We start from the raw sequence: 24,030 nt of genomic DNA on the forward strand, positions 1-24,030 counted from the left end.
GTTGGGCTTGGCAGTCTCGCGCCAAATGATCCGGAGATCCCACATGCCCTTCACCCTTGCCACATGGAACATCAACTCTGTCCGCTTGCGGGCGGGTTTGGTCGAGAAGCTGTTGACCGAAGAAGCGCCCGACGTCCTGTGCTTGCAGGAGTGCAAATCGCCGGTGGACAAGATCCCGCATGAGGTCTTTGCGGCGCTGGGGTACACCCACATGGTGGCGCGGGGCGAGAAGGGGTATAACGGGGTGGCGATCCTGTCCAAACTGCCGCTTGAGGATGTTGGGGACAAGGATTTCGCCAACCTGGGCCACGCGCGCCACGTCGCGGCGCGTCTGGGTAACGGTCTGACAATCCACAATTTTTACGTCCCCGCAGGGGGTGATGTGCCGGACCGGGACAAGAATGTGAAGTTCGGGCAAAAACTGGATTACCTGACCGAAATGCGTGACTGGTTTGCGGCGGAACGGCCCGAAAAGGCGATCCTTGTGGGCGATCTGAACATCGCCCCGCTGGAAGACGACGTCTGGGATCACAAGAAGATGCTGAAGGTGGTCTCTCACACGCCCATCGAGGTCGAGGCGCTGGAACAGGCACAAGATGCGGGGGGGTGGGTGGATGTCACCCGCAAGGACTTGCCCGTGGGCAAGCTGTACAGCTGGTGGTCCTACCGCGCGCGGGATTGGGACGCGGCCAACAAGGGGCGGCGGCTGGACCATGTCTGGGCCACCCCGGATATCGTCAACGCCTCCCATTCCAGCCGGGTTCTGCGCGCCGCGCGGGGCTGGGAACAGCCCTCTGACCACGCGCCGGTTTTTGCCAGCTTCGACCTGTAAAAACCGCCATGCACAGCGCATGCACAGAGCATGCACATCCCGTGCGCACGCTGCGCATGGGCTCTGTTAACCGTTTGCGGACAGCATGGCGGCAGATCGAAACCCGCAAGAGGGCAAGGATATGCGCCAAGCTGCCACCGACATGACCAAGCGCGAACGGCTGAACTGGATGTATGGCATCGACGCCATGGAGATGGTCGAACGGGACCTGCTGGACTTCATGTGGGACCGCAAGGGCTGTCCGCGCGACTGGCACGAGATCTGGGAAGACAAGGACCGCCGCGACACCAGACGCACCCGCTGCACCGTGGCGTTCGACGCGGATGTGGTGAAGTTCTTCAAGGCGATGGGTCCGGGATATCAACACCGGATGAACCGGGTGCTGCGCGGCTTCATGCATATGCGGCTGGCCAAGATCATCAACGGGCCGGACACCTCCGATTATGTCCTGCGACCCGAGGTGGTCGACGAAGAGGCCCTGCGGCGGCGCACCGAATGGGGCGACACCGAAGACTTCTTTGACCGCAAGGGACCGGAATGGCAGGGGCGCGACCGGTGAGGGCGGCGGGCCGCCCCGCGCCCCGCGTTATTTCCCCTTGCCCTTGCCTTTGCCCTTAACGGAATCCTCGACGTCGTCGACAACCTTGGCGCCGGACTTGGCCGCCGCCCCGACGACCGCTCCGCCCACCGCAGAGCCGCCGCCGGTGGCCCATGCCCCCAGCGCGCCTGCGCCTGCGCCAACCACCGCGCCCTTGGCGTCCTCCCACGCGGTGTCGAGCACATAATCGGCTGCCGAAGACAGAGCGTCCCCGATTGAATCGAGGAAGCCCTTGGCCTGAACGTCGGGAACGTCGTCGGGGTTGGAGGGGTCGGTGGGGGAACTGGCCGGACCGACCCGGTCCAGCATGCCGAGGGTTTGGTAATAGGGGTGCCGCGGGTCGTAGATCGTGCCCGCGCCGTCCTCAAGCATCGCAAGGGCCACATCGACGCCAGCGGCATTGTCCGGTTTGCCGCGCAGTTTGCGGCGCAGCACGCGCAGGCTGTCGGCGATATCCGAGAGGCTTGTGACCTCTGCCCGATGGGCATCGAATTCTTCAAGATAGGGGGCGATGTCTTCTTCGAGGCGCGGCAGCGCGTCCCGCAAGGTGACAAGGCCGCCGATCACCTCGGCCATGTCCGACCTGACCGACCGGGGCAGAACCGGATCGGCCACCGCAAGGCGCAGGGCGGTTTCGCCGCGCTGCCAGCCCGAGGGTCGGGTCGCGACCTTGGCCTTGGCCTTGACCGGCAGCGGCTGCGGCTGCGGCTGCGGTCGGCATAGAAAATCGCACAGGGGGTTCGGGTGGGGCCAGCGCATCAGAATGGGCAGGCTTTGCGTCATGACGGCATCGACAATGTGGGTATGGCGCGCCGCGGCACGGCTGTATTCGGCGAAATCGGTCACCTTGAATCTCCTTTGACGTCAAAAAGGACTATAAAAACAGGCCGCGAAACGCGGCACAGGCAAGAACTGGAATGACCCAAGGCTACACGCGAATTCGAAAAATATCAATTTCAAGTTGCGTTTTGGCTCCGGAACACCCGTGTCGGGCCAGTGCCGCTCCTGGCGGGCCGCTGGCGGCCTCCCCTTGCATCCTTGCCCCCCCTGCGCCATTTACGGCGTGACGCGGACACTGAACCTCATGGGGGGCGAGATGCTGGAACTGGGTGGCGGCCAACAGGCTGCGGACAATTTGGTCAAGGATGTCTCGGAAGCGGAGTTCATGGCCGAGGTCGTGGACGGCTCGATGGAGACGCCGGTTATCGTCGATTTCTGGGCGCCGTGGTGCGGCCCCTGCAAGACGCTGGGCCCGATGCTGGAGGACGCGGTGAAGGCGGCCAAAGGTGCCGTGCGCATGGTCAAGGTCAACGTCGATCAGGCGCAGAACATCGCCGGTCAGTTGCAGATCCAGTCGATCCCGACGGTCTATGCCTTTTACAAGGGTCAGCCGGTTGACGGCTTTCAGGGCGCGCAGCCGCAATCCGAGATCAAGGCCTTTGTCGAGCGTGTGGTGCAGGCCTCTGGCGGGGATGCCTCTGGCGGGCTGGACGACGCGGTGGCGGCGGCCGAAGAGATGCTGGAGCAGGGCGCGGCGGTGGACGCGGCGCAGACCTTTGCGGCCATTCTGGGTGAGGAACCGGCCCATGCCGGGGCCTACGCCGGGCTGGTGCGGGCGCATATTGCCATGGACGATCTGGATCAGGCCGAGGCGATCCTGAACGGCGCTCCGGCAGAGATTTCCACCGCACCGGAGCTGGAGGCGGCCCATGCGCAGCTACAGCTTGCGCGGCAGGCGGCGGATGCCGGTCCGTTGGCGGAATTGACCGCCAAGGTCGAGGCCGACCCGGAGGACATGCAGGCGCGGTTCGATCTGGCGCAGGCCCTGTATGCGGCAGGTGACGCCGAGGGTGCGGTGGGTCAGTTGCTGGACATGTTCCGCCGCGATCGTGAGTGGAACGACGGGGCCGCCAAGACGCAGTTGTTCACCATTTTCGAGGCGCTCAAGCCAAATGATCCGGTGGTCCTGAACGGACGGCGGAAACTGAGCTCGATGATATTTGCCTGACCGGATGGGCAGTCTACCTTGTCTGCTATGAAACGGTTCAAAGATCTGCCGGGGCTGATCCCGGTCTTTCCCCTGCCCGGCGCATTGCTGCTGCCGCGGGCGCGTCTGCCCTTGCACATCTTCGAACCGCGTTACCTTGCGATGCTGGATGATTGCCTCAAGACAGAGGCGCGGCTGATCGGCATGGTGCAGCCGCACGTTGTGCCGGGCCGCGAAGAGAACGGGTTGCACCGGATCGGCTGCGCGGGCCGGGTGACGCAGTTCTCAGAGACCGAGGACGGGCGGTACATGATCACGCTGACCGGGCTGTCGCGGTATCGTGTCCTGAAGGAGGTCGACGGCTTTGCGCCCTATCGCCGCTGCGAGGTAAGCTGGGACGGGTTCGAGCGGGACCAGCAGGGGGCAGAGCACGACGACAGCTTTGACCGTGGTCTGTTCATGGACCTGCTGAACCGCTATTTCACCTCCAAGGAACTGTCGGCGGATTGGGATACCTTGCAGGAGGCGGATGACGAGTTGCTGCTGAACTCGCTGTCGATGCTGCTGGAGTTCAACCCCGAGGACAAGCAGGCGCTGCTGGAGGCGCCGTCGCTGAGCACCCGGCGCGAGACGCTGGTGACGCTGATCGAATACACCCTGCGGGGCGGAGAAGAGGATCTGATCCAATGACACCCGAATTCGACCGCCGGATGCTGGAGGCGCTGATTTGCCCGGTGACGCAGACCGGGCTGCGCTATGACGCGGAAAAGCAGGAGTTGATCAGCAAGGCGGCGGGGCTGGCCTATCCGATCCGCGACGGCATCCCGGTGATGTTGCAGGATGAGGCGCGGGTGCTGGACTAGGCCGGTTTGGTCAATTGCCGCCGCTGAGGATCGTGAGCCCCGGCGGCAGGTGCACGAACTTCTTGCTGTCGCCGAAGATCGTGTACCAGTCGCCCATGACATGGCTGCCGATCTTTACGCGATCATGCACGGTGGACACCGCCGGCTCGTAGGAGATCGGCTTGTTGCGGACCGGACGGCTGCCGATCTGGACGACGGTGCCGGGGGTGTAGGTCCTGGCCGTGACGGTCTTGGGTCTGGAAGGCGGCTCGGTTTTCGCGGACACGAGGATTTTTAGCCCGGATCTGACCTGCACGTATTCTTTCGTCCGGCCCTGAACCTTGTACCAGTTCTCAAAGACATGCTCGCCCAGAACGGTCGACCCGGTTGATCTGTTCACGACGCGTGCCTTGGTCGATGGCGAGTCATAAATCGAATGGCCGTAAGCCATGAGGACAGAACCCGGCGCATAGCGTCTGGCGGCGATGGTTGTCGTTTCGATCATCGGCGCGGTGGCGGCTTTTGACGGCGGGGTCGCCGCATCCGCTGTTGCGGACACGAGGATTTTCAGTCCTGACCTGACCTGCACGTATTCTTTCGTCCGGCCCTGAACCTTGTACCAGTTCTCAAACACATGCTCGCCCAGAACGGTCGACCCGGTTGATCTGTTCACGACGCGTGCCTTGGTCGATGGCGTGTCATAAATCGAATGGCCGTAAGACTTGAGGACAGAGCCCGGCGCATAGCGTCTGGCGGCGATGGTTGTCGTTTCGATCATCGCCGCGGTGGTGGTTTTTGACGGTGGCGGCAGGGCGTCGGATGTCTTGGCCGTCACGGCAGGCGTCGGCGCGGTCTTGGGGAACGGCTTGGCCTCCTCCGGCACCAGAACAAATCGCCCCGATGACCCTGCGACCCGGTACCAGCCCTCGCCGACATAGGTACCCAAGGTGACTTGACCGAAAACAGTGGAGATGGTGGTGGCAGAGGCTCTGGGGCCGTTTCGGACGGCAAGCGATGGGATTTTCAGAACCGTTCCCTCGGGAAAGCGGGCGGTGTCGGGGGTTTTGGTAACGGGTTTGGGTTGAGCCACAGGCTTGGTCTGGACGACGGGCACAGCCGTTTTGGGCCGTTGCAGCGTTGCCAGCGTCGCGCGGGCGGCGGCGGCGGCGGGGGTGTCGCCATAGGTGCGCAACATCGCCTCCAGCGCGCGGCGCTGGGCGTCTGCGTCGGTCAGGACCAGCGCCGCCAGCAGGGCCTCATTGGCCTTGGCCTGTTGCGCGCGGTCGCTGGCGGCCTGTTGGCTGCGTTGCAGCCCGTCCAGACGCGCTTGGGCGCTGCGCGCCGCCGGGGTGCCGGGGAAATCGGCGATCAGCCGGTTCAGACCGGCGGCAAGCGCGGTGTCGTCCTGCAACCCGAACAGCCGCGCCAGCGCGCGGTCGGCCTGCGTGTCACGGTCCGGTTTGGCCGGGGCCGGGGCGACGATGGGGGTGGCGGATTTCAACACGGTGCTGTTGCGCAGGATCGCGGTCATCGGCACCGCGTAGTTGATGCTGTTGCGGGCAGAGCCTGCGTGGTGCAGCGCGATCACCTGCTGGGTGCCCGCGTCGATCACCGGAGAGCCGGAGTTGCCGGGCAGCGTGTCGCAGGTGTGCAGCACGCGGTCCTTGGACAGGGCGGGCGCGTTGGCGCGGCATTTCTCGCGGCTGATGCGCTGCGCCTCTCCCATCGGGTGGCCGATGATCCAGAACGGCGCATTGTCGTCCGGGTCGACCCCCGCCAGCGCCAAAGTGCCGTATTGCCTGCCGGGCTTGGACCCCAAGATGCGCAGCAGGGTGTAATCCAGCGTCTTGCTGGTCTCGACCGGGACCGGGTTGACCAGAAACCGCTCGCTGCCTTCCTCGATGCCTTCCAGCAGATAACCGGCGACGAATTGCACGCCGACGATGGCGGTGGCCCCGGCGCGTTCGTGGTCAAGGATGCCCGGCACGCAGTGGTGGTTGGTCATCAACAGGTCATCGGCGACAAGGAACGCGGTGCAGGGAAAGACGCCCGCGTCGGTGGCCACGTCCAGCCGCCCCACGGCGCGGCCCATCTTGGCAAAGACCGACTTGGGCGAATAGGTCGCGATGAATTCGTTGTTGTAGGCGCCAAAGGCGGCCTCAAGCATGACATCGCCGCCCGCCGCCTGCGTGTTCGACAGGACGGTCTTGCCAAAGGACGACAGGTCAAAGCCGATCAGATCCTGCGACAGGGCGGGCGAGGCGATGAGCAGGGCGGCGCACAGGGATTTTTTGAATGACATGTGAAGAATTCCGCCTTTGAAAGACTGGCCCGCAGCCTAGCACAAAAGGCCGGACTGCGGGTAAGGGAATGTCGGTCGGGTCATTGCGGCAACAGGCGGCGCATGGCGTCCTGGGTCAGTTTGCCGATGCGGCCATCGCTTGCGCCGGAATAGACGCCTTCGGCGGCCAGCGCCTGTTGCAGCGCGCGGGCGGTGTCGCGCGGCCAGTCGGCGCTGTCGCGGGTGATCGGCCAGTCGCTGCCCGCCTTCAACGCGGCGATGTGCAGGCGCGCGGCCTCTGCCGGGTCGCGGGACACGCCCCGGCCCTGTTCGGTCAGCCATGCAAGGCCGAACAGCCCGCCGGCGTGGTCGTTGGCCGCCGCGCTCTTGAACCAGCGGGCCGCCTCGGTGTCGGATTGGGTCACGCCGAGGCCGCGCACGTAGAGATTGCCAAGCGCCATTTGGGCGTCAGGGTTATCCTGATCGGCGGCGGCGCGGAACAGGCGGGCGGCGGTGGCCTCGGATTTCTGGACGCCGCGCCCTGTGGCGTAAAGCTGGCCAAGGTTGAATTGCGCCCCCGCGTTGCCCTGTGCGGCGGATTTTCCGAACCATTCGGCGGCGGTCTTGTCGGACTGCGCGACAATGTCGCCCGCAAGGTAGAGATCGCCCAACTGGTCCTGCGCGCCGTGATAGCCCGCGTCGGCCCCCTGCTGGTAGAATGTCAGCGCGCGGTCCGGGTCGGCGGTGACGCCCTGTCCGTATTGGTAGATCACGCCCAGAGCGGTCTTGGCGATGGGGTGGCCTTGGGCGGCGGATTTTTCCAGCCAGTCGCGGGCCTGCGCCGGGTCGGTGTCGGTGCCCAGCCCCCAGAGATAGGAAATCCCCAGCCCGGCCTGCCCGATCGCGTCCCCGGCAAGGGCGGCGGTGCGGTAGGCGGCAAAGGCGTCGTCCATCCGGTCCGCCGCGCTGAAAGCCTCACCCAGAAAGGCGGCCATGCGCGGGTGGTCGGGAAAGGCGTCCAGCGCGCTGAGGCAGGCGGCGATGGCGGGTTCGGGGTCGATGTCTTCGAACACGATGCCCTCGGCCAGCATCAGGCCGCTGGCGCGGTCGGGGTGAAAGCGGTCGCCCGCAAGGCGGTCACAGGCCTGCACATCGGCGTCGGCGGCCATCCGGTCGGCGAGGCTGGGGGCGGGTGGCGGCGGCGGTTGCATCGCGGCGATCAGGCGGCTGGCGGTGCGGGCGGCGGCGGTGTCAGGAGCCTCGGCCACGAGGGATTCGAGCGCGGCGCGGCGGGCATCGTCATCGGCAAGGTCCAGCGCGTCGGACAGGCGGGAAAAGGCGCGGCTTTCGGGGCTTTCGGGGGCGGGCGCGGGGCCGGTGGCGGCGGTCAGCACGGTGCTGTTGGCAAGGATCTGCGCCATCGGGATGGCGTAGTTGATGCTGTTGCGCGCCGAGCCCGCGTGGTGCAGCCCGATGACCTGACGGGTGGTGGCGTCGATCACCGGTGAGCCGGAGTTGCCGGGCAGCGTGTCGCAGGTGTGCAAAAGCTGTCCGTCCGACAGGGCGGGCGCATTGGCGCGGCATTTCTCGCGGCTGATGCGCTGCGCCTCGCCCATCGGGTGGCCGATGATCCAGTAGGGGTCATTGTCGACGGGCGTTGCCGAGGCCAGTTGCAGGGTGCCGAATTCCCGCCCCGGACTCTCGCCCAGAATGCGCAGCACGGTGTAGTCCAGCGGTTTGGAGGTCTCGACCGGGGCGGGGTCGACGAGGAACGAGGTGGTGCCCTCGGTCACGCCCTCCTGCGTGTAGCCCATGACAAAGCGCACCCCGATGATCGAGGTCGCGTTGGCCTTGTCGTTGTCGACAATGCCCGGAACGCAGTGGTTGTTGGTCATGATCAGGTCGTCGGCGACCAGAAAGGCGGTGCAGGGAAAGACGCCGTTGTCGGTGGCCACGTCCAGCCGCCCGACCGAGCGGCCGATGCTGGCAAAGATCGACTTGGCCGAATAGGTCGAGATGAATTCGTTGTTATAGGCTCCGGCGGCAACCTCGGGGATCATGTCTCCGGCGAATTGCTTGCGCGACAGGACGGTGCGCCCGAACGAGTCGAGGTCAAAGCCGACCAGCTCCTGCGCGGTGGCGGGGACGGCGCAAAGCAGGGCAACAGCGGTGAGCGTGGCGAGGCGTTCCATGTGGGGTTCCCATAACGGCATGTGGCGCGAGTGTAGCAGCTTTGCCGTGTCTTGGGGGCGGAGGTATACCGGACCCGCTCAGACCGACAGCGCACGCACCAGCATGGCGGGATCAAGGTTGCCGCCGGAGAGGGTGCAGATCACCGCGTCGCCGTCGATCTCTGCGCCGTGGAACAGCGCGGCGGCAAGGGCGGCGGCGCCGCCCGGTTCGGCGATGACCTTGAGGTGGCGGGCCGCGAGGGCCATGGTCTGTAGCACCTCGTCCTCCGTGACCACGATGCCCGGCCCGCAGAGCCGCGCGTTGATGGGAAAGGTGATCTCTCCGGGGCTGGGTGTCAGGATCGCGTCGCACAGCCCGCCCGCCTCGGCGGCATTGGTCTCGCGCTGGCCAGAGCGCAGGGACCGCGCGGTGTCGTCAAAGCCCGCCGGTTCGGCAGGACGCGGGCGCAGGCCGGGGGCGCGCGCCTCCAGCGCAAGGGCGATCCCGGCGGTCAGCCCGCCACCGCCGCAGCAGACCAGAACATCGGCCTCTGTCACGCCCTCTTGGGCGGCCTGTTCGGCGATCTCCAGCCCGCAGGTGCCTTGCCCCGCGATGACCTGCGGATCGTCATAGGGCCTGACCAGCGTCAGGTCGCGGTCGGCGGCGAGTGCCGCGCCGATCTCTTCGCGGCTTTGGCGGCCTCGATCATACAACACGACCTCTGCGCCGTAGGACCGGGTGCCGTCGATCTTGGCGGCGGGGGCGTCCGAGGGCATCAGGATGACCGCAGGCACGCCCAGCCGTTGCGCCGCAAGCGCCACGCCCTGCGCATGGTTGCCCGAGGAAAAGGCGATCACGCCTTTGGCGCGCTGCGCCTCTGGCAGGGCGGTCAGCGCCGACCATGCGCCGCGAAACTTGAAGCTGCCGGTGTGTTGCAGGCATTCGGCTTTCACCAGCACGCGCCGCCCGGCGATGGCGTCCAGCGCCTGCGCGGACAGCAGCGGCGTGCGGCGGGTCACGCCCTGCGCGCGGGTGGCGGCGGCCTCGATCATCTGGATGTTCATGACATGCTCCGTCTGGATGCGGGCAGGGGGCGACAGGGGCCGGGAAATGTCAATCGCCCTTGAACGTCCCGCGCGGGCGGGGCAGCTTGGCGGCATGATTGAACGGCATGCAGAACAGGACGGGCAGCGCAGCACGGCGTGGTATTCGCCTTGCGAAACCTATCGTTACGGGTTGCGCCGGGTCTGGGACGCGGCGGCGGGCGAGGTGATGTTCGTGATGCTGAACCCCTCGACCGCAAGCGAGGCGGCAAACGATCCGACCATCGAGCGGTGTCAACGGCGCACGCGGGCGCTGGGCTATGGGGCGATGCGGATCGCCAACCTATTTGCCTATCGCGCCACCCGGCCCGAAGACCTGCGCCGCGCGGCCGATCCCGAAGGGCCGGAGAACGCGGCCCTGCTGACGGATTGGTCGGGGGCGGCGGATCTGACGCTGGCGGCCTGGGGCGTGCATGGCGCGTTGCAGGGGGCCGGGGCGCGCATCGCGCCGTTGCTGACCGGCGATGTCCGCCACCTTGGCCTGACCAAGGCGGGACATCCGCGCCATCCGCTTTATGTCTCATATGCGGTCATGCCGGAACCCTGGCCCAAGGAGATGCGCTATGCCGCCTGAACCCGACGACGACGATTTGCGCCAAGAGGTTGCGCGGCTGGCCGATGAGGTCGCGCGGCTGAACGGTCATCGCTATGTGCGGATCCACAACAACGTGGCGCGGCTGATGATGTTTCAGTTCTTCCGGGGTCTGATGCTGGGTCTTGGCACGGCGGTCGGGGCCACGGCGCTGGTGTCGGTGGCGGTGCTGGTGCTCAGCCAGATCGAATTTATCCCGATCCTTGGCGATCTGGCCACCGCCCTGATCAAGGAGATCAAGGTCGAGGTCACCGAGTAAGCACTGTTTAACCGGGTGATGCGACACTCGGCGGCGACCTACGGGGCGGCACGGGCCTTCTGTGCATGGCCATCGGTGGGCGGGAAACGGGGCTGCACCGATGTATTTACTGGCCGGGTTCATGGGGCTCATGGCGCTGGGGTCTGTTGCTATTGTCAGCATGGGCGACGATATGGACGAGCCTGCGCCGGACGATGGCGAGGATTTTGATGCTGTCTCAGGTTTTCCTGATGAGGACCCCGCACAGGATGGGGGTTGGCCGCCGCGTGACGATGGCGATCTGGCGGGCGGACGGTCGCTGTTTGATCGGATGGGGTTGATCAACATGCTGGAGACCGCACCGCCGGAGGCGGGCGGGGCCTTGGCTTTGGCGGAGCAGGCAGATGCGGCGCAGACAGCAGTCGAGGTGCTCAAGCTGCATGGGTTTCTTGTGCCGGAGGCGGAGGACAGCCTGACGCCTGCTTTGCCCGGCGGGGGCGAGCCCGATGCTGGGCCGATGCCGGTTGAGCAGTTGACCTATGACGCCGCACAGGACCGGTTGATGATTGTCTTCGACGACAGTACGCCGGGGCCGGAGCCGGAGCTTGAATTGCGGGTCAGTGACGATGATCCGGAGACAACCGAGATCCGGCTGGGTGACACCGTTCTGGCAAGCCTGCCCACCGTCGAGGCGCCGCCGCTGTCCGCCATCGTTCTGGTGGGCGAAAGCGAGGCCGCCGCCCTTGGGCTGACGGGCTGAGACGCTGCGGCCTTGCCAAGCGGCGGGGAATCACGTACCTGCGCGCATCCGCATCTGCGGACCTCTCCACGGGCCCTGCTGGACGACATCCCGGCTTGTGCCATAACCCTTTGATCCGAAAAGGAGACCCCGATGTCGATTACTGCGGAAGAAAAAACCCGCCTGATGAAGGAATACGCCACCAAGGAAGGCGACACCGGTTCGCCCGAAGTGCAGGTGGCCATCCTGACCTCGCGTATCACCACGCTGACCGAACACTTCAAGACCCACAAGAAGGACAACCACTCGCGTCGTGGCCTTCTGATGATGGTTGCACAGCGCCGCAAGCTGCTGGACTACCTCAAGGCCAAGGACGAAGCGCGCTACAAGACGCTGATCGCCAGCCTGGGCATCCGCCGCTAAGCGCGACGCACCCCGACCGAGGGACAGGCGCCCGTCTCCGCAAGGAGGCGGGCGTTTCTCGTTTGCGGGGGCCGTTTGTCGCCGGGGGAGGGGCGAATTTTCGACGAAAATTCGTGTCACCGTCGGGGGTCAGACCAGCTTTCGCACCGGACCCCGGCAGCAGATCACGATGAACTGCCCCCCGCCTTCGAGCAGGTGAAAGCCGCGCAGGCGCACCTCCGCGATGAAACGATCGCGCCCGATCTCGTGTTCCACCCAGACAACAGAGCGGCGGATCACGCCGCGTTTCGCCACCGCCTGTGCGGAAAACACCTGATCCAGCCAGCGGTCGGGATATCTTGGCAGCACCTCGGTCATAGGCGAAGTCTGCGGCACCGTGGTTAACGGTGCGTTAAACCAGATCCGGCTCGCGCCCGACCCGGTTGGCCAGCCGCCCGACCGTCAGCCCCTGCACGATGATCGAAAAGACGACGATCACATAGGTCACGGTCAGGATCAGCGGTTTCCACTCACCATCGGGCAACGACAGGGCCAGCGCGACCGAAATACCGCCTTTCAACCCGCCCCATGTCATGATCGGCATGACACCGGGCGCAAAGCTGCGGAAAGGTTTCAGCATCAGGATCGGCACCACTACCGCCACCAGCCGCCCGCACAGCGCCAGCGCGATGCACAGCACGCCGGTGACCAGCATGTCGACCTCAAGCGCGACGGCGAATATCTCGACCCCGATCAACATGAACAGCACCGCGTTCAGGATTTCGTCGATCAGCACCCAGAACTTTTCGACGTATTCGCGGGTTTCTTCGGACATGCCGTGTTTGGCGCCGATGTCGCCGATCAGCAGACCCGCGCAAACCGCCGCGATGGGGGCCGAGACATGCAGGAAGATCGCCAGTTCATACCCGCCAAAGGCCAGCGCGAGGGTCAGCAGCACCTCCAGCGCGTAGTCGTCGATGTGGCGCATGACGCGAAAGGTCAGCCAGCCCAGCACGATCCCGAGGACCGCGCCGCCCAGTGCCTCCTGGGCAAACAGCTTGGCCGCGTCCATCGCCGGGCTGCCATGCGCATCGCCATGCGACAGCGCCGGAAAGGCAAGACCGACAAGGACAAGAAACACGACATAACCCACGCCGTCATTGAACAGGCTTTCGCCCGCGACCTGTGTTTCCAGTGACTTGCGTAGGTTGGCCTGTTTCAGAACGCCCATGACGGCGACCGGATCGGTGGGAGAGATCAGCGCGCCGAAGACCAGCGCAATCAGGATCGGTGCGCCGGTCAGCCAGTGAAAACCGAAGCCGATCACGGCGGTGGACAGGGCGACACCGATGGTGGCCATCAGCAGGACGGTGGGCCAGACCGCGCGCAGGTCCGACAGCTTGACATGCAGCGCCCCGGCAAACAGCAGCAGCCCCAGCATCCCCTCCAGCAGCGCATCGGAGAAATCGATGCCGGTCACCACGCCGCGCAGGGTCTCGGCGATCCCGAGGGTGGGCAGCACAAGATCCAGACCCAGTGCCGCCATCGAGGCCAGCAGCGCCACCACGAGGATGCCGATGGCCGAGGGCAGGCGAAAGAAAAAGTAGTTGATGGTGCCGAACACCCCGGCAAGGACAATGAGAAGGGAGGCGATCTGAAGCAGGGTCATAGATACACTTTGGCTAAAACGACTGCGCGGCGTTTAGCACGCCGCAGGGTGTCGGCAAACGAAGATCGGCGGCACGGATCGGCAAAAGCGCCGTTCGGCAAAAGCCGTTGGCGTCAAAGGGCGAATGCCGGGCGATGGCGGGCGCGGGTCTATTGAACGGCTTCACAAAGGTCGCCGTCTGATGTATGGGCCTCGCATCTGAGACGTGACGCACTGACCCGGCGCATGGGATGATGAAGGGGTCGGCGGCAATGGGGCCGCCAGTCAATCGGAGGACCCGTGCCAAGGGGCTCGGGAGTGCCTCCCAGAGGATTTTTGATGTTCAAAGAAGTGAAGAAGACGCTACAGTGGGGCGAAGAAACGCTCACACTGGAAACGGGCAAGGTTGCCCGTCAGGCTGATGGCACCGTGATCGCCACCCTGGGCGAGACATCGGTCATGGCCAACGTGACGTTTGCCAAGCACCAGAAAGAAGGGCAGGACTTTTTTCCCCTGACCGTTCACTATCAGGAAAAATACTACGCGGCGGGCAAGGTGCCGGGTGGTTTCTTCAAGCGTGAGGCCCGGCCCACCGAAAAGGAAACCCTGACCGCGCGCCTGATCGACCGTCCGATCCGCCCGCTGTTTGTGCCCGGCTTCAAAAACGAAGTGCTGGTCATGTGCACCGTGCTGAGCCACGACCTTGTCAACGATCCCGATATCGTCGCGATGATCGCCGCCTCCGCCGCGCTGACCATTTCCGGTGCGCCGTTCCGTGGCCCGATCGCCGGCGCGCGCGTTGGCTTCGAAGACGGTGAATACGTCCTGAACCCGACCGTCGACGACATGGACCGCCTGCGCAACAACCCCGAGCAGCGGCTCGATCTGGTTGTCGCGGGCACCAAAGACGCGGTCATGATGGTCGAATCCGAGGCCTATGAACTGACCGAGGATGAGATGCTGGGCGCGGTTCTGTTCGCGCATGAAAGCATCCAGCCGGTGATCGACACGATCATCGAACTGGCCGAAGAAGCCGCCAAGGAGCCGTTCGATTTCCAGGCTCCCGACTATTCGGCGCTGTACGACGTGGTCAAGGCCGCTGGCGAAGAGAAGATGCGCGCCGCCTATGCCATCTCTGACAAGCAAGAGCGCGTGACGGCGGTTTCCGCTCTGAAAGAAGAGATCAAGTCGGGCCTGAACGAAGAGCAGCTTGCCGATCCGAACCTTGGCTCGGCGATGAAAAAGCTGGAGTCAGTGGTTCTGCGCGGCGACGTGGTCAAGAACGGCCGCCGTATCGACGGCCGTGCGCTGGACGAAATCCGCCCGATTGTGTCGGAAACCGGCCTGCTGCCGCGGACCCACGGGTCGTCGCTGTTCACCCGTGGTGAAACACAGGCGCTGGTCGTGACCACGCTGGGCACCGGCGACGATGAGCAGATCATCGATGCGCTGCACGGCAACTATCGCTCCAACTTCCTGCTGCACTATAACTTCCCGCCGTATTCGGTTGGCGAAGTTGGCCGTGTCGGTGGCCCCGGCCGTCGTGAGATCGGTCACGGCAAGCTGGCATGGCGTGCGTTGCAGGCGGTGCTGCCGGCGGCGACGGATTTCCCCTACACCATCCGCGTTGTGTCCGAGATCACGGAATCCAACGGCTCCTCCTCGATGGCGTCGGTCTGCGGCGGCTCGCTGTCGATGATGGACGCGGGCGTTCCGCTGAAGGCACCGGTGGCCGGTGTGGCCATGGGTCTGGTGCTGGAAGAGGATGGCTCTTACGGCATCCTGTCCGACATCCTTGGTGACGAAGACCACCTTGGCGACATGGACTTCAAGGTGGCCGGGACGGAAAACGGCATCACCTCGTTGCAGATGGACATCAAGGTTGCGGGCATCACACCCGAGATCATGAAAGCCGCGCTGGCACAGGCCAAGGCGGGCCGTCTGCACATCCTGAACGAGATGTCCAAGGCGATCACGACCGCGGGTGAATTCAGCGTTCACGCGCCGCGCATCGAGACCATGCAGATCCCGACCGACAAGATCCGTGAAGTGATCGGCTCGGGCGGCAAGGTGATCCGCGAGATCGTCGAAGTGTCGGGCGCAAAGGTCGACATCAACGACGAAGGCATCATCAAGATCGCCTCGCCGGACGGTGAGTCCATCAAAAAGGCCTATGACATGATCTATTCGATCGTGGCAGAGCCGGAAGAGGGCAAGGTCTACAAAGGCACGGTCGTCAAGATCGTCGACTTTGGTGCCTTTGTGAACTTCTTTGGCAAGCGCGACGGTCTGGTGCATGTCAGCCAGATCGAAAACCGCCGCCTGAACCATCCTTCGGACGTTCTGAAGGAAGGCCAGGAAGTGTACGTCAAGCTGCTGGGCTTTGACGACCGTGGCAAGGTGCGTCTGGCGATGAAGATGGTCGACCAAGAGACCGGCGAAGAAGTCGCCAAAGACGCGAAAGAAGACGCAGAGGGCTGATCGCGCCCCACGTCTTTATGACCAAGACAGAAAGCCCCGGACCGACGGTCCGGGGCTTTTTTCGTGTCAAAGCGGGAGGTTACATTTCATCGCTTGCGCCGCGCACAACCGATCGGGTGCCCTTGACCGCCAGTTTGGTTGCCCCGGCGGTGGCTTTGACGGCGGTTTTGCCCACGAACAGAGAGGCATCGACGGTGTTGTCAAAGGCGCGTTCGGCGGAACAGCCGCCCATCAGCATCAGGGCAAGTGCGGCGGCGGTTGCGGTCAGACCGCGAGGGTTCATCTGTGTCATGGTCGCTCCTTTTCGCGGGCGGCTGGCGGCAGGTTGGTCGGGCCTCTTGTCGGGGGGGATGATCCCGCCAAGGCAGTCTGGCCCGACCGCCTCCCTGTGAGATTTGAAATACGCCCTTTCGACACTCAAGAAAAACGAATAAGAATTAGGCTTAAAACGAGATTTACTTGAGGATAGGAAATGGACATCGCCCTGATCCGCACCTTTCTGGAGGTGGCCGCCAACGGGTCCTTTGCCGGCGCGTCGGATCGCTTGTTTGTCACCCAGTCGGCGGTCAGTCTGCGCATCGCGCGGCTGGAGGCCTCCTTGGGGCGGGCGCTGTTCACACGCTCCAAGGCGGGGGCGGAATTGACCGACGCGGGGCGGCATTTTGAGAGCTACGCGCTGTCGCTGCTGCGCACATGGGAGGAGGCGCGCCAGCAGATTGCGGTGCCCGAGGGCTTTACCACCAGCCTTTCGGTGGGCGCGCAGTATTCGCTCTGGGCGCGGCTGGGGTTTGGCTGGCTCGACCGGTTTCGGGCGATGCGGCCGGATGTGAACCTGCGCGCGGAACTGGGAATGCCCGACCGGCTGACGCGATACCTGATCGAAGGGGTGATCCAGATGGGGCTGCTGTACACGCCGCATCTGCGTCCGGGGCTGGCGGTCGAAAAGCTGATGGATGAGCAACTGGTGCTGGTCGCGTCATGGCCGAACCCGGACATGGATCTGGCCGGGCGCTATGCCTTTGTCGACTGGGGGCCGGAGTTTGTGCAGGCCCATGCGCTGCACCTGCCGGACCTGACCAATCCGGGCCTGACCCTGTCATTGGGCGCGATGAGCGCCGAGTACATCCGCCAGCGCGGCTTGGCGGGCTATCTGCCCGCCCGCTATGTCGCGCGGCATCTGGACAGGGGAGAGCTGTTTCTGGTGCCCGACGCGCCAAGCTTTCCCTATCCGGTCTGGACGGTCTGGCGCGAGGATCTGCCCGCAGACCTGCGATCCGCCGCCGAAATCGCCCTGCGCGAGGTCGCGGCGGGGCTGGCGGTGGAGCAGGATCAGGTCATGACCCGGCTGGAGGCGATCAGCGAGGAAACCCCGACCGCGCTGGGCAGCGACTGGTCCGGGGGCGGTCAGGCGGATGAGCAGGAATAGGACACCGATCTTGCCTTCGGTGTCCGACGGATCTAGGGCGATCCCATGTTGATACTGGACGGGATCATCAGCGACCGAGGGTCGCGCTACGCGGTGTCGGGCGGGCCCTGCCGCGCGCCGGATGAGGCGGCGGCGTTTCTCAAAGAATTGAAGCGGCGCAAGAAATTCGCCAAGGCCACGCATAACACATGGGCCTGCCTGACGGCGGACGGTCCGCTGAAGAACGACGATGGCGAGAGCGGGGCAGGCATGGTGATCCTGCGGATGCTGGAGCGCGAGGATCTGCGCGACACGATTGTCGTGGTCACACGTTGGTACGGCGGCAAACATCTGGGCGGCGATCGGTTTCGCCACGTGCAGGACGCGGTGCGCCAGTTCATCGAGGCGCGGGAGGCCTGAGCCCCCCGCATCCCGGTGGGATCAGAGCAGTTCGGTTTCGACCGAGATATTGCCCTGCGTCGCGTTCGAATAGGGGCAGATGAAATGCCCGCGCTCGACGATTTTTTCCGCCACGGCGCGGTCGACACCCGGCAGCGAAACCGACAGTTTGACCTTGAGGCCAAAGCCACCGTCGTCGCGCGGGCCGAGGCCCACATGTGCGGCAACTTTTGCGTCTTCGGGGACATCGCCCAGTTTCTCGCTCTGCGCGGCAAAGCGCATCGCGCCGAGGAAACAGGCGGAGTAGCCGGTGGCGAACAGCTCTTCGGGGTTGTGGCCCTTGCCCGATCCGCCCAGCTCTGTCGGGCTGGTCATGGTCACGGTCAGCATCCCCGAGGCCAGACCTGCGGTGCCGTTGCGGCCGCCACCGGTGGCCCAGGCTTCGGTCCAGTATTTGGTGTCCACGCTCATGAGGGAGTCCTTTCGTGTTGGATTATTTCCAGCACGAGATAAGTCGTCGCCACGGGTGTTGTCAACGCTTGCGATTATTTCGTGCACGACTTATTCAGGTCGAATGACAAAGACACTCTCACCTTCCGAAATGCTTTGCTTTGCGCTGTACTCTGCCGGGCACGCCATGCAGCAGGCTTATAAGCCGCTGCTTGACCCGCTGGGATTGACCTATCCGCAATACCTTGTGCTGTCGGCGCTCTGGTCCGAGGATGACAGGACGCTGGGATCACTTGCCATACAGATGCAACTGGCATCGAACACCTTGACACCACTGGTCAAACGGCTGGAGGCGAAGGGCATGCTGACCCGCCGCCGCGATCCGGCGGACGAGCGGCAGGTGCGCATCCGGCTGACAGATGAGGGCAGCGCCTTGCAGGCGCAAAGCGCCGAGGTGTCGCGCTGTTTTCTGGACCAGACCGGCCTGAGCATGGACGAGGCGGTGCGCCTGCGCGACGACGTGATGATCCTGCGCGACAACCTGCGCGAAGAGGCCGATCTGGACCCGGTGGCGGGCGCGGCCCCGAGACAGGCGGACCCCCGGTAGATCGCGGCAACGGGGCGTTTCCCGGCCCGGAAAACGGGGAACGTTGACCGATCATTTACCCTTATCCGGCACATTGGGTTCGGGGATAGACAGACCTGCCGGAACGCGGCCCTTCGACACTCACGGAACGTTCCGGGGCCCTGGCACGGGATGCCGGGGCCCACTTCCTTTGGGCGACGTCCGGGGGCCGCGACATGCGCCGCAGCGGCCCCCTGGATGCCGGACAAAAAAAGGCCGGGCGCTAAGCCCGGCCAGGTCCAACAGGGAGGTGCATGCGATGACCCGCACATGCCACGGGAACTGTTACCATCGATCTATAAGATGACCGGGCGATGCTACTTTGATTTCGGTCAAGGCGGCATGAGACCAACCGTACCGCAGCAAAGAGACGCTGCCCAGTCCGACCTAAGGATGAGGTCGGTTCAACTGACCAATCTGTAGCCGCCGGATTCGGTGACCAGCAGGCGCGCGTTCGAGGGGTCGGGCTCTATCTTCTGGCGCAGGCGGTAGATGTGGGTTTCCAGCGTGTGGGTGGTCACACCGGCGTTGTAGCCCCAGACCTCATGCAGCAGCGTGTCGCGCGGCACCACGCCCTCTGTCGAGCGGTAGAGGAACTTGAGGATGTTGGTTTCCTTCTCGGTCAGGCGGATCTTGCGGTCCTCTTCGGTCACCAGCATCTTCATCGCGGGCTTGAAGGTGTAGGGACCGACGGTGAAAACCGCATCCTCTGACTGTTCGTGTTGCCGCAACTGGGCGCGGATGCGGGCCAGCAGGACCGGAAACTTGAACGGTTTGGTCACATAGTCATTGGCACCGGCATCAAGGCCAAGGATCGTGTCGGCGTCGCTGTCATGGCCGGTCAGCATCAGGATCGGCGATTTGACCCCCTGTTTGCGCATCAGGCGGCAGAGTTCGCGTCCGTCGGTATCGGGCAGGCCGACATCCAGAATGATCAGGTCGTAGATCTGTTCCTTGACGCGGGACATGGCCGTCGTGCCGCTGTCAGCCTCGAAAACCTCAAAGTCCTCGGTCATGATCAACTGCTCGGCCAATGCCTCGCGCAGGTCTTCTTCGTCATCGACCAACAGGATGTTTCGCAGTTGCGCCATGGCTTCGGGCCTCCGTGTTGCGTTTTCAGGCATTTGTGATCAGAGTGCGCCTCCGGCAAGCTTTGCTGCAAGCGTCTCACGTGCTCGTGTGCGTGGGGGCGAAATGTTACAGAAAGCCGGGGAGTTGGCCAGCCGGAGGGTGCATTGGTGGGACTGAGGCCGGACCTGAATGAAACACTTGCGCGGGCGCGGGCGGACCTGCGGATGGGCGTCCCTGTCGGGCTGACGGGCGGCGGTGAGACGGTGCTGGTCGCCTCGGCGGAAACGCTGTCAGAGGCGCGGCTGTGCGCGCTGCGGGCGCTGGGACCGCTGGACCTTGCCCTGACCGACCGGCGCGCGGCGACGCTGAAGGCGCGCGCCTATGACTTGGGCGTGGCGCGGGTTGTCGTCCCCGAAGAGGCGCGGCTGTCGTGGGTGCAGGATCTGGCGGACCCGGCGGACGATCTGGCGAACCCGATGAAAGGGCCGTTGCAGACGCGGCGCGGCGGATCGGCGGCGCTGCACCGGCTGGCGTTGCAACTGTGCAAGGGCGCGCGCCTGTTGCCCGCCGCGCTGGTGGTCGCGGTGTCGGCGCAGACGGCGACGGCAGAGGGGCTGTTGCTGATCGACGCGGCAGAGGCCGCGCCGCTGCTGGATGCCTTGCCTGAACTGGATCACGTCGTTTCGGCCCGTGTGCCCCTGCGCGCGGCAGAAAAGGCGCGGCTGCACATCTACCGCCCCAAGGACGGGTCCGAGGAACACTATGCCATCGAGATTGGCCGCCCCGACCGCGGCGCGCCGGTTCTGGCGCGGCTGCATTCGGCCTGTTTCACCGGCGACCTGCTGGGTTCGCTCAAATGCGATTGCGGACCGCAGTTGAACGCGGCGCTGATGCAGATGGGGCAGGAGGGGGCCGGCGTGCTGCTGTACCTGCAACAGGAGGGGCGTGGCATTGGCCTTGCCAACAAGATGCGCGCCTATGCCTTGCAGGATCAGGGGTTCGACACGGTCGAGGCCAATCACCGGCTGGGGTTCGAGGATGACGAACGGGATTTCCGGCTGGGCGCGCAGATCCTTGGCAAGCTGGGGTTTTCCGCTGTCCGGTTGATGACCAACAACCCGGCCAAGATGCGGATGATGGAAAGTTGCGGGATCGCGGTGCCGGAGCGGGTGCCGCTGAAAGTCGGCGAGACGCCGTTCAACAGCCGGTATCTGGCGGTGAAGGCGGCGAAGTCCGGGCACCTGCTATGACGGGCGCGGGGTCTTGTTCGCGCGGCTGCCGTGCATAGCTTTGCGGTCAAAGGAGCCTGTCCCATGCATTATTCCCTGCTTGACCTGTCGCCTGTTCCCGAAGGGGCCACCGTCGCCGACGCCCTGCGCAACACCGGCGATCTGGCGCGCCATGCCGAAAGCTGGGGCTTTCACCGGTACTGGATGGCGGAACATCACAACATGCCGGGGATCGCCTCGGCGGCGACGGCGGTTCTGATCGGCCATGTGGCCGGGCTGACCTCGCGGATGCGGGTGGGGGCGGGTGGTATCATGTTGCCGAACCACGCGCCGCTGGCGGTGGCAGAGGCCTTTGGCACGCTGGCGACGCTGTATCCGGATCGGATCGACCTTGGGCTGGGCCGTGCGCCGGGGGGCGATCACGCGGTCATGCGGGCGCTGGGCGTCCATCCCGAACGGTCCGAGCAATTTCACAACGAGGTGGCGGACCTGCGCGCGATGCTGGGCCCGCGTGAGGAAGGCCGCCCGGTCAGGGCGCTGCCGGGGGAGGGGACACAGGTGCCTTTGTGGATTCTCGGGTCGTCGCTGCACGGGGCGCAGGTGGCGGCTTTGCTGGGGCTGCCCTATGCCTTTGCCTCGCATTTCGCGCCGCAGATGCTGGAACAGGCGCTGGAGGTGTACCGGCGGTATTTCAAACCCTCGGAGACGCTGGACAAACCGCATGCGATGATGGCGGTCAACGTCTTTGCGGCGGACACTGAGCCCGAGGCGCGGCGGTTGCGCACCACCATGCAGCAGGCGTTTTACCGGCTGCGGACGGGACAGCCGGGCAAGTTGCCCGCGCCGGTGGACGACCTGTCGACGGTGGTGCCCGCCGGTGCGATGCCCGCCTTGGACGAGGCGCTGCGGATCAGCGCGGTGGGGGATCCGGCGCAGGTCGAGGCGCAGATGCGCGCCCTGATCGCACAGTTTCGGCCGGATGAGGTGATCCTGACCGGCCAGATCCATGACCACGCCGCCCGCCTGCGGTCCTTCGAGATCGCCGCCGACGTGATGGGCCGCATCTCACGGGCCGAAGCGGCCTGAATGCGGGCCGCGTCTGTCAACGATATGGTGCTGACGCCCGTGGGATTGCGGTTTGCGGGCCGTCAGTGGCCCTGCGTGATCGGCAAGGGGGCTGTGACCACCGACAAACGCGAAGGCGACGGGGCGACCCCGGCGGGGGTGCACCGGATCGTCGGCTTGCTTTATCGCCCGGACCGGATCGCGCGGCCCGCAGATTGGGCGGTGCCGATCGGGCCGTCAGACCTGTGGTCGGACGATCCGGCCCACGAGGATTATAACCTCATGGTGCGCGCACCCTATGGCTGGAGCCATGAGCGGCTGCGGCGCGGCGACCGGCTGTACGATCTGGTGATCCTGACCGACTGGAACTGGCCACGGGCGGAACGGGGGCGGGGATCGGCGATTTTCCTGCACCGTTGGCGGCGTCCGGGCGTCCCGACCGAGGGCTGTGTGGCGTTCCGGCCCGACCATCTGAAACGGATTGCGGCGCGGATATCCCGCGACACCCGGCTGATCGTGCCCAGGGCGCTGGCACACCAGGCAAACAACCCGCCGCCAGTCTTCCCGAATCGCCGCAATTCAGAGGCCACGCGACCCGTATGACGCTGATTTTCTGACCGAAACGACCGGATTTGCGCATGGGATACGCTGAATCCAGCGATTTACTTGCAACCCATCCCGTCACACGCTTTAGTCTGGCGTTAAGACAGCGGAAAAAATCCGCGACATAACAGACAGGGAGTCTGACGTGGCCGATGGAGCAAGTGGCGACGCATTCGTTGCCTTTGAGCGCGTGCAGAAAAGCTATGACGGCGAAACGCTGGTCGTAAAAGATCTCAATCTCAGTATGCCCAAGGGTGAGTTCCTGACCATGCTTGGACCGTCCGGGTCGGGCAAGACCACCTGCCTGATGATGCTGGCGGGCTTCGAGACCGCAACCTACGGCGAGATCAAGCTGGACGGCGTGTCGATCAACAACATCCCGCCGCACAAGCGCGGCATCGGCATGGTGTTTCAGAACTACGCGCTGTTTCCGCACATGACCGTGGCCGAAAACCTGTCGTTCCCGCTGGAAGTCCGCAAGCTGGGCAAGTCGGAGCGCGAGAAAAAGGTCAAACACGCGCTGGACATGGTGCAGATGGGGGCCTTTGGCGGTCGCCGTCCCGCGCAGTTGTCCGGCGGTCAGCAACAGCGGATCGCTTTGGCGCGCGCGCTGGTTTTTGAGCCTGAACTGGTGCTGATGGATGAGCCGCTGGGCGCGCTGGACAAGCAGCTGCGCGAGCACATGCAATTCGAGATCACCAATCTGGCGCACCAGTTGGGCATCACCGTGGTCTACGTGACTCACGACCAGACCGAGGCGCTGACCATGTCGGACCGCGTTGCCGTCTTCAACGACGGCCGCATCCAGCAGCTGGCCCCGCCGGATGAGCTGTATGAAAAGCCGCAGAACAGTTTTGTCGCGCAGTTCATCGGCGAGAACAACACGCTGGAAGGCGTGGTCAAGGAAATCAGCGGCAATACCTGCGTTGTGCAGTTGAACGACGGCGAGGTGCTGGACGCGACGCCGGTGAACGTCAGCAAGGTGGGTGAGCGGACGCGCGTCTCGATCCGCCCGGAACGGGTCGAGTTCAACAAGGACCGCCTGAAGGAAGGCGTTCACACGCTGAAGGCCGAAGTGCTGGAATTCATCTACATGGGCGATATCTTTCGCACCAGGCTGCGCGTCGCGGGCAATGACAACTTTGTCATCAAGACCCGCAACGCACCGGACCAGGTGCGGTTGCAGCCCGGCAGCCAGATCGAGATCGGCTGGCTGCCCGAAGATTGCCGGGCGCTGGACGCCGGGTAACTTGAACATCGCATCCCGC

General features: G+C 64.8%; 26 protein-coding genes. 17 read left to right on the plus strand and 9 right to left on the minus strand.

Annotation, left to right across the window (positions count from 1 at the left end; genetic code table 11):
• The first annotated feature begins 43 nt into the window (after positions 1–43).
• Together ACN0S5_RS04360 and ACN0S5_RS04365 are read left to right on the plus strand one after the other, a co-directional pair.
• Entirely contained in the window at positions 44–832 is a 789-nt protein-coding gene (locus ACN0S5_RS04360; protein ID WP_417206305.1) for an exodeoxyribonuclease III, read from the plus strand.
• A gap of 121 nt (positions 833–953) precedes the next feature.
• The gene (locus ACN0S5_RS04365; protein ID WP_417206307.1) at positions 954–1,391 is read left to right on the plus strand and encodes a BrnA antitoxin family protein; all 438 of its coding nucleotides are present in this window, start codon (positions 954–956) and stop codon (positions 1,389–1,391) included.
• Positions 1,392–1,418: 27 nt separating this feature from the next.
• Here ACN0S5_RS04365 and ACN0S5_RS04370 read toward each other — a convergent pair whose 3' ends face one another.
• Complete coding sequence (locus ACN0S5_RS04370) at positions 1,419–2,276, minus strand: hypothetical protein (RefSeq protein ID WP_417206309.1); 858 nt, start codon at positions 2,274–2,276, stop codon at positions 1,419–1,421.
• A 250-nt stretch (positions 2,277–2,526) separates the two neighbouring features.
• On the opposite strand from ACN0S5_RS04370, the gene trxA reads away from it, so the two are divergent.
• From trxA to ACN0S5_RS04385, 3 genes are read left to right on the plus strand one after another with little or no spacing between them, the layout of a single operon-like run.
• Entirely contained in the window at positions 2,527–3,438 is a 912-nt protein-coding gene (gene trxA, locus ACN0S5_RS04375) for a thioredoxin (RefSeq protein ID WP_417206666.1), read from the plus strand.
• A 27-nt stretch (positions 3,439–3,465) separates the two neighbouring features.
• The gene (locus tag ACN0S5_RS04380; RefSeq protein WP_417206310.1) at positions 3,466–4,107 is read left to right on the plus strand and encodes an LON peptidase substrate-binding domain-containing protein; all 642 of its coding nucleotides are present in this window, start codon (positions 3,466–3,468) and stop codon (positions 4,105–4,107) included.
• A complete protein-coding gene (locus ACN0S5_RS04385; protein WP_417206312.1) occupies positions 4,104–4,280 on the plus strand; it encodes a Trm112 family protein in 177 nt (58 codons plus the stop codon). Before ACN0S5_RS04380 ends, ACN0S5_RS04385 begins: the two co-directional genes overlap by 4 nt.
• Positions 4,281–4,290: 10 nt before the next feature.
• Here the strand turns inward: ACN0S5_RS04385 and ACN0S5_RS04390 are convergent, their stop codons facing one another.
• The 3 genes from ACN0S5_RS04390 to ACN0S5_RS04400 form a co-directional block, all read right to left on the minus strand.
• Entirely contained in the window at positions 4,291–6,561 is a 2,271-nt protein-coding gene (locus ACN0S5_RS04390; RefSeq protein ID WP_417206313.1) for a trypsin-like peptidase domain-containing protein, read from the minus strand.
• Positions 6,562–6,641: 80 nt separating this feature from the next.
• Positions 6,642–8,732: a trypsin-like peptidase domain-containing protein gene (locus ACN0S5_RS04395; protein ID WP_417206315.1), complete on the minus strand. Its 2,091-nt coding sequence runs from the start codon at positions 8,730–8,732 to the stop codon at positions 6,642–6,644.
• A gap of 78 nt (positions 8,733–8,810) precedes the next feature.
• Positions 8,811–9,776, minus strand: a complete 966-nt coding sequence (locus ACN0S5_RS04400; protein WP_417206317.1) for a threonine ammonia-lyase — start codon at positions 9,774–9,776, stop codon at positions 8,811–8,813.
• A 94-nt stretch (positions 9,777–9,870) separates the two neighbouring features.
• On the opposite strand from ACN0S5_RS04400, the gene ACN0S5_RS04405 reads away from it, so the two are divergent.
• The 4 genes from ACN0S5_RS04405 to rpsO all read left to right on the plus strand — a co-directional run bounded on the left by ACN0S5_RS04405 (position 9,871) and on the right by rpsO (position 11,807).
• Positions 9,871–10,389 carry a DUF1643 domain-containing protein gene (locus tag ACN0S5_RS04405; RefSeq protein ID WP_417206668.1) on the plus strand — a complete coding sequence of 173 codons (519 nt, stop codon included), beginning with the start codon at positions 9,871–9,873 and terminating at the stop codon, positions 10,387–10,389.
• Positions 10,379–10,666 carry a DUF5665 domain-containing protein gene (locus tag ACN0S5_RS04410; protein WP_417206319.1) on the plus strand — a complete coding sequence of 96 codons (288 nt, stop codon included), beginning with the start codon at positions 10,379–10,381 and terminating at the stop codon, positions 10,664–10,666. The genes ACN0S5_RS04405 and ACN0S5_RS04410 overlap by 11 nt, the downstream gene beginning before the upstream one ends.
• Before the next feature lie 100 nt (positions 10,667–10,766).
• Positions 10,767–11,405: a hypothetical protein gene (locus ACN0S5_RS04415; protein WP_417206321.1), complete on the plus strand. Its 639-nt coding sequence runs from the start codon at positions 10,767–10,769 to the stop codon at positions 11,403–11,405.
• A gap of 132 nt (positions 11,406–11,537) precedes the next feature.
• Positions 11,538–11,807: a 30S ribosomal protein S15 gene (gene rpsO, locus ACN0S5_RS04420; protein WP_323770567.1), complete on the plus strand. Its 270-nt coding sequence runs from the start codon at positions 11,538–11,540 to the stop codon at positions 11,805–11,807.
• 129 nt (positions 11,808–11,936) lie between these two features.
• On the opposite strand, the gene ACN0S5_RS04425 is transcribed toward rpsO, so the two are convergent.
• Both ACN0S5_RS04425 and ACN0S5_RS04430 read right to left on the minus strand, forming a co-directional pair.
• A complete protein-coding gene (locus ACN0S5_RS04425) occupies positions 11,937–12,164 on the minus strand; it encodes an N-(5'-phosphoribosyl)anthranilate isomerase (RefSeq protein ID WP_417206323.1) in 228 nt (75 codons plus the stop codon).
• Between the two features lie 34 nt (positions 12,165–12,198).
• Positions 12,199–13,455 (minus strand): cation:proton antiporter, encoded by a 1,257-nt coding sequence (locus ACN0S5_RS04430; RefSeq protein ID WP_417206325.1) that lies wholly within the window; start codon positions 13,453–13,455, stop codon positions 12,199–12,201.
• Between the two features lie 318 nt (positions 13,456–13,773).
• Here ACN0S5_RS04430 and pnp point away from each other — a divergent pair, with 318 nt between their 5' ends.
• Positions 13,774–15,915 (plus strand): polyribonucleotide nucleotidyltransferase, encoded by a 2,142-nt coding sequence (gene pnp / locus ACN0S5_RS04435; RefSeq protein ID WP_417206327.1) that lies wholly within the window; start codon positions 13,774–13,776, stop codon positions 15,913–15,915.
• A gap of 79 nt (positions 15,916–15,994) precedes the next feature.
• Here the strand turns inward: pnp and ACN0S5_RS04440 are convergent, their stop codons facing one another.
• The gene (locus ACN0S5_RS04440; RefSeq protein ID WP_417206329.1) at positions 15,995–16,207 is read right to left on the minus strand and encodes a hypothetical protein; all 213 of its coding nucleotides are present in this window, start codon (positions 16,205–16,207) and stop codon (positions 15,995–15,997) included.
• A 180-nt stretch (positions 16,208–16,387) separates the two neighbouring features.
• Between ACN0S5_RS04440 and ACN0S5_RS04445 the strand changes: the two genes are divergently transcribed.
• Complete coding sequence (locus ACN0S5_RS04445; RefSeq protein ID WP_417206331.1) at positions 16,388–17,341, plus strand: LysR family transcriptional regulator; 954 nt, start codon at positions 16,388–16,390, stop codon at positions 17,339–17,341.
• Between the two features lie 45 nt (positions 17,342–17,386).
• Positions 17,387–17,740: a YigZ family protein gene (locus tag ACN0S5_RS04450; RefSeq protein ID WP_417206333.1), complete on the plus strand. Its 354-nt coding sequence runs from the start codon at positions 17,387–17,389 to the stop codon at positions 17,738–17,740.
• 21 nt (positions 17,741–17,761) lie between these two features.
• Here ACN0S5_RS04450 and ACN0S5_RS04455 read toward each other — a convergent pair whose 3' ends face one another.
• Entirely contained in the window at positions 17,762–18,190 is a 429-nt protein-coding gene (locus ACN0S5_RS04455; protein WP_417206335.1) for an organic hydroperoxide resistance protein, read from the minus strand.
• A gap of 103 nt (positions 18,191–18,293) precedes the next feature.
• On the opposite strand from ACN0S5_RS04455, the gene ACN0S5_RS04460 reads away from it, so the two are divergent.
• Positions 18,294–18,776 (plus strand): MarR family winged helix-turn-helix transcriptional regulator, encoded by a 483-nt coding sequence (locus ACN0S5_RS04460; protein ID WP_417206337.1) that lies wholly within the window; start codon positions 18,294–18,296, stop codon positions 18,774–18,776.
• Positions 18,777–19,198: 422 nt separating this feature from the next.
• Here the strand turns inward: ACN0S5_RS04460 and ACN0S5_RS04465 are convergent, their stop codons facing one another.
• Positions 19,199–19,885 (minus strand): response regulator transcription factor, encoded by a 687-nt coding sequence (locus ACN0S5_RS04465; RefSeq protein ID WP_323770556.1) that lies wholly within the window; start codon positions 19,883–19,885, stop codon positions 19,199–19,201.
• A gap of 147 nt (positions 19,886–20,032) precedes the next feature.
• Between ACN0S5_RS04465 and ribA the strand changes: the two genes are divergently transcribed.
• From ribA to ACN0S5_RS04485, 4 genes are all read left to right on the plus strand, one after another.
• Positions 20,033–21,115: a GTP cyclohydrolase II gene (ribA, locus tag ACN0S5_RS04470; protein ID WP_417206339.1), complete on the plus strand. Its 1,083-nt coding sequence runs from the start codon at positions 20,033–20,035 to the stop codon at positions 21,113–21,115.
• Positions 21,116–21,178: 63 nt separating this feature from the next.
• Entirely contained in the window at positions 21,179–22,180 is a 1,002-nt protein-coding gene (locus tag ACN0S5_RS04475) for an LLM class flavin-dependent oxidoreductase (protein WP_417206341.1), read from the plus strand.
• Entirely contained in the window at positions 22,181–22,762 is a 582-nt protein-coding gene (locus tag ACN0S5_RS04480; protein ID WP_417206343.1) for a L,D-transpeptidase family protein, read from the plus strand.
• 145 nt (positions 22,763–22,907) lie between these two features.
• Positions 22,908–24,011, plus strand: coding sequence for an ABC transporter ATP-binding protein (locus tag ACN0S5_RS04485; RefSeq protein ID WP_417206345.1), 1,104 nt, complete (start codon positions 22,908–22,910; stop codon positions 24,009–24,011).
• Positions 24,012–24,030 lie beyond the last annotated feature (19 nt).

Origin of the sequence: Antarctobacter sp., from assembly GCF_048262615.1 — a bacterium.
Taxonomy (GTDB): Bacteria; Pseudomonadota; Alphaproteobacteria; order Rhodobacterales; family Rhodobacteraceae; genus Antarctobacter.

What these genes read in the sequence shown, in the direction of transcription:
- ACN0S5_RS04430 (WP_417206325.1), bottom strand. Translation starts at nt 13,455, where the DNA reads ATGACCCTGCTTCAGATCGCCTCCCTTCTCATTGTCCTTGCCGGGGTG.
- ACN0S5_RS04455 (WP_417206335.1), bottom strand. Translation starts at nt 18,190, where the DNA reads ATGAGCGTGGACACCAAATACTGGACCGAAGCCTGGGCCACCGGTGGC.
- ACN0S5_RS04360 (WP_417206305.1), top strand. Translation starts at nt 44, where the DNA reads ATGCCCTTCACCCTTGCCACATGGAACATCAACTCTGTCCGCTTGCGG.
- ACN0S5_RS04440 (WP_417206329.1), bottom strand. Translation starts at nt 16,207, where the DNA reads ATGACACAGATGAACCCTCGCGGTCTGACCGCAACCGCCGCCGCACTT.
- ACN0S5_RS04465 (WP_323770556.1), bottom strand. Translation starts at nt 19,885, where the DNA reads ATGGCGCAACTGCGAAACATCCTGTTGGTCGATGACGAAGAAGACCTG.
- ACN0S5_RS04475 (WP_417206341.1), top strand. Translation starts at nt 21,179, where the DNA reads ATGCATTATTCCCTGCTTGACCTGTCGCCTGTTCCCGAAGGGGCCACC.
- ACN0S5_RS04405 (WP_417206668.1), top strand. Translation starts at nt 9,871, where the DNA reads ATGATTGAACGGCATGCAGAACAGGACGGGCAGCGCAGCACGGCGTGG.
- ACN0S5_RS04445 (WP_417206331.1), top strand. Translation starts at nt 16,388, where the DNA reads ATGGACATCGCCCTGATCCGCACCTTTCTGGAGGTGGCCGCCAACGGG.
- ACN0S5_RS04480 (WP_417206343.1), top strand. Translation starts at nt 22,181, where the DNA reads ATGCGGGCCGCGTCTGTCAACGATATGGTGCTGACGCCCGTGGGATTG.
- ACN0S5_RS04450 (WP_417206333.1), top strand. Translation starts at nt 17,387, where the DNA reads ATGTTGATACTGGACGGGATCATCAGCGACCGAGGGTCGCGCTACGCG.
- ACN0S5_RS04425 (WP_417206323.1), bottom strand. Translation starts at nt 12,164, where the DNA reads ATGACCGAGGTGCTGCCAAGATATCCCGACCGCTGGCTGGATCAGGTG.
- ACN0S5_RS04385 (WP_417206312.1), top strand. Translation starts at nt 4,104, where the DNA reads ATGACACCCGAATTCGACCGCCGGATGCTGGAGGCGCTGATTTGCCCG.
- ACN0S5_RS04365 (WP_417206307.1), top strand. Translation starts at nt 954, where the DNA reads ATGCGCCAAGCTGCCACCGACATGACCAAGCGCGAACGGCTGAACTGG.
- rpsO (WP_323770567.1), top strand. Translation starts at nt 11,538, where the DNA reads ATGTCGATTACTGCGGAAGAAAAAACCCGCCTGATGAAGGAATACGCC.
- ACN0S5_RS04400 (WP_417206317.1), bottom strand. Translation starts at nt 9,776, where the DNA reads ATGAACATCCAGATGATCGAGGCCGCCGCCACCCGCGCGCAGGGCGTG.
- ACN0S5_RS04395 (WP_417206315.1), bottom strand. Translation starts at nt 8,732, where the DNA reads ATGGAACGCCTCGCCACGCTCACCGCTGTTGCCCTGCTTTGCGCCGTC.
- ACN0S5_RS04415 (WP_417206321.1), top strand. Translation starts at nt 10,767, where the DNA reads ATGTATTTACTGGCCGGGTTCATGGGGCTCATGGCGCTGGGGTCTGTT.
- ACN0S5_RS04460 (WP_417206337.1), top strand. Translation starts at nt 18,294, where the DNA reads ATGACAAAGACACTCTCACCTTCCGAAATGCTTTGCTTTGCGCTGTAC.
- ACN0S5_RS04380 (WP_417206310.1), top strand. Translation starts at nt 3,466, where the DNA reads ATGAAACGGTTCAAAGATCTGCCGGGGCTGATCCCGGTCTTTCCCCTG.
- pnp (WP_417206327.1), top strand. Translation starts at nt 13,774, where the DNA reads ATGTTCAAAGAAGTGAAGAAGACGCTACAGTGGGGCGAAGAAACGCTC.
- trxA (WP_417206666.1), top strand. Translation starts at nt 2,527, where the DNA reads ATGCTGGAACTGGGTGGCGGCCAACAGGCTGCGGACAATTTGGTCAAG.
- ACN0S5_RS04410 (WP_417206319.1), top strand. Translation starts at nt 10,379, where the DNA reads ATGCCGCCTGAACCCGACGACGACGATTTGCGCCAAGAGGTTGCGCGG.
- ACN0S5_RS04390 (WP_417206313.1), bottom strand. Translation starts at nt 6,561, where the DNA reads ATGTCATTCAAAAAATCCCTGTGCGCCGCCCTGCTCATCGCCTCGCCC.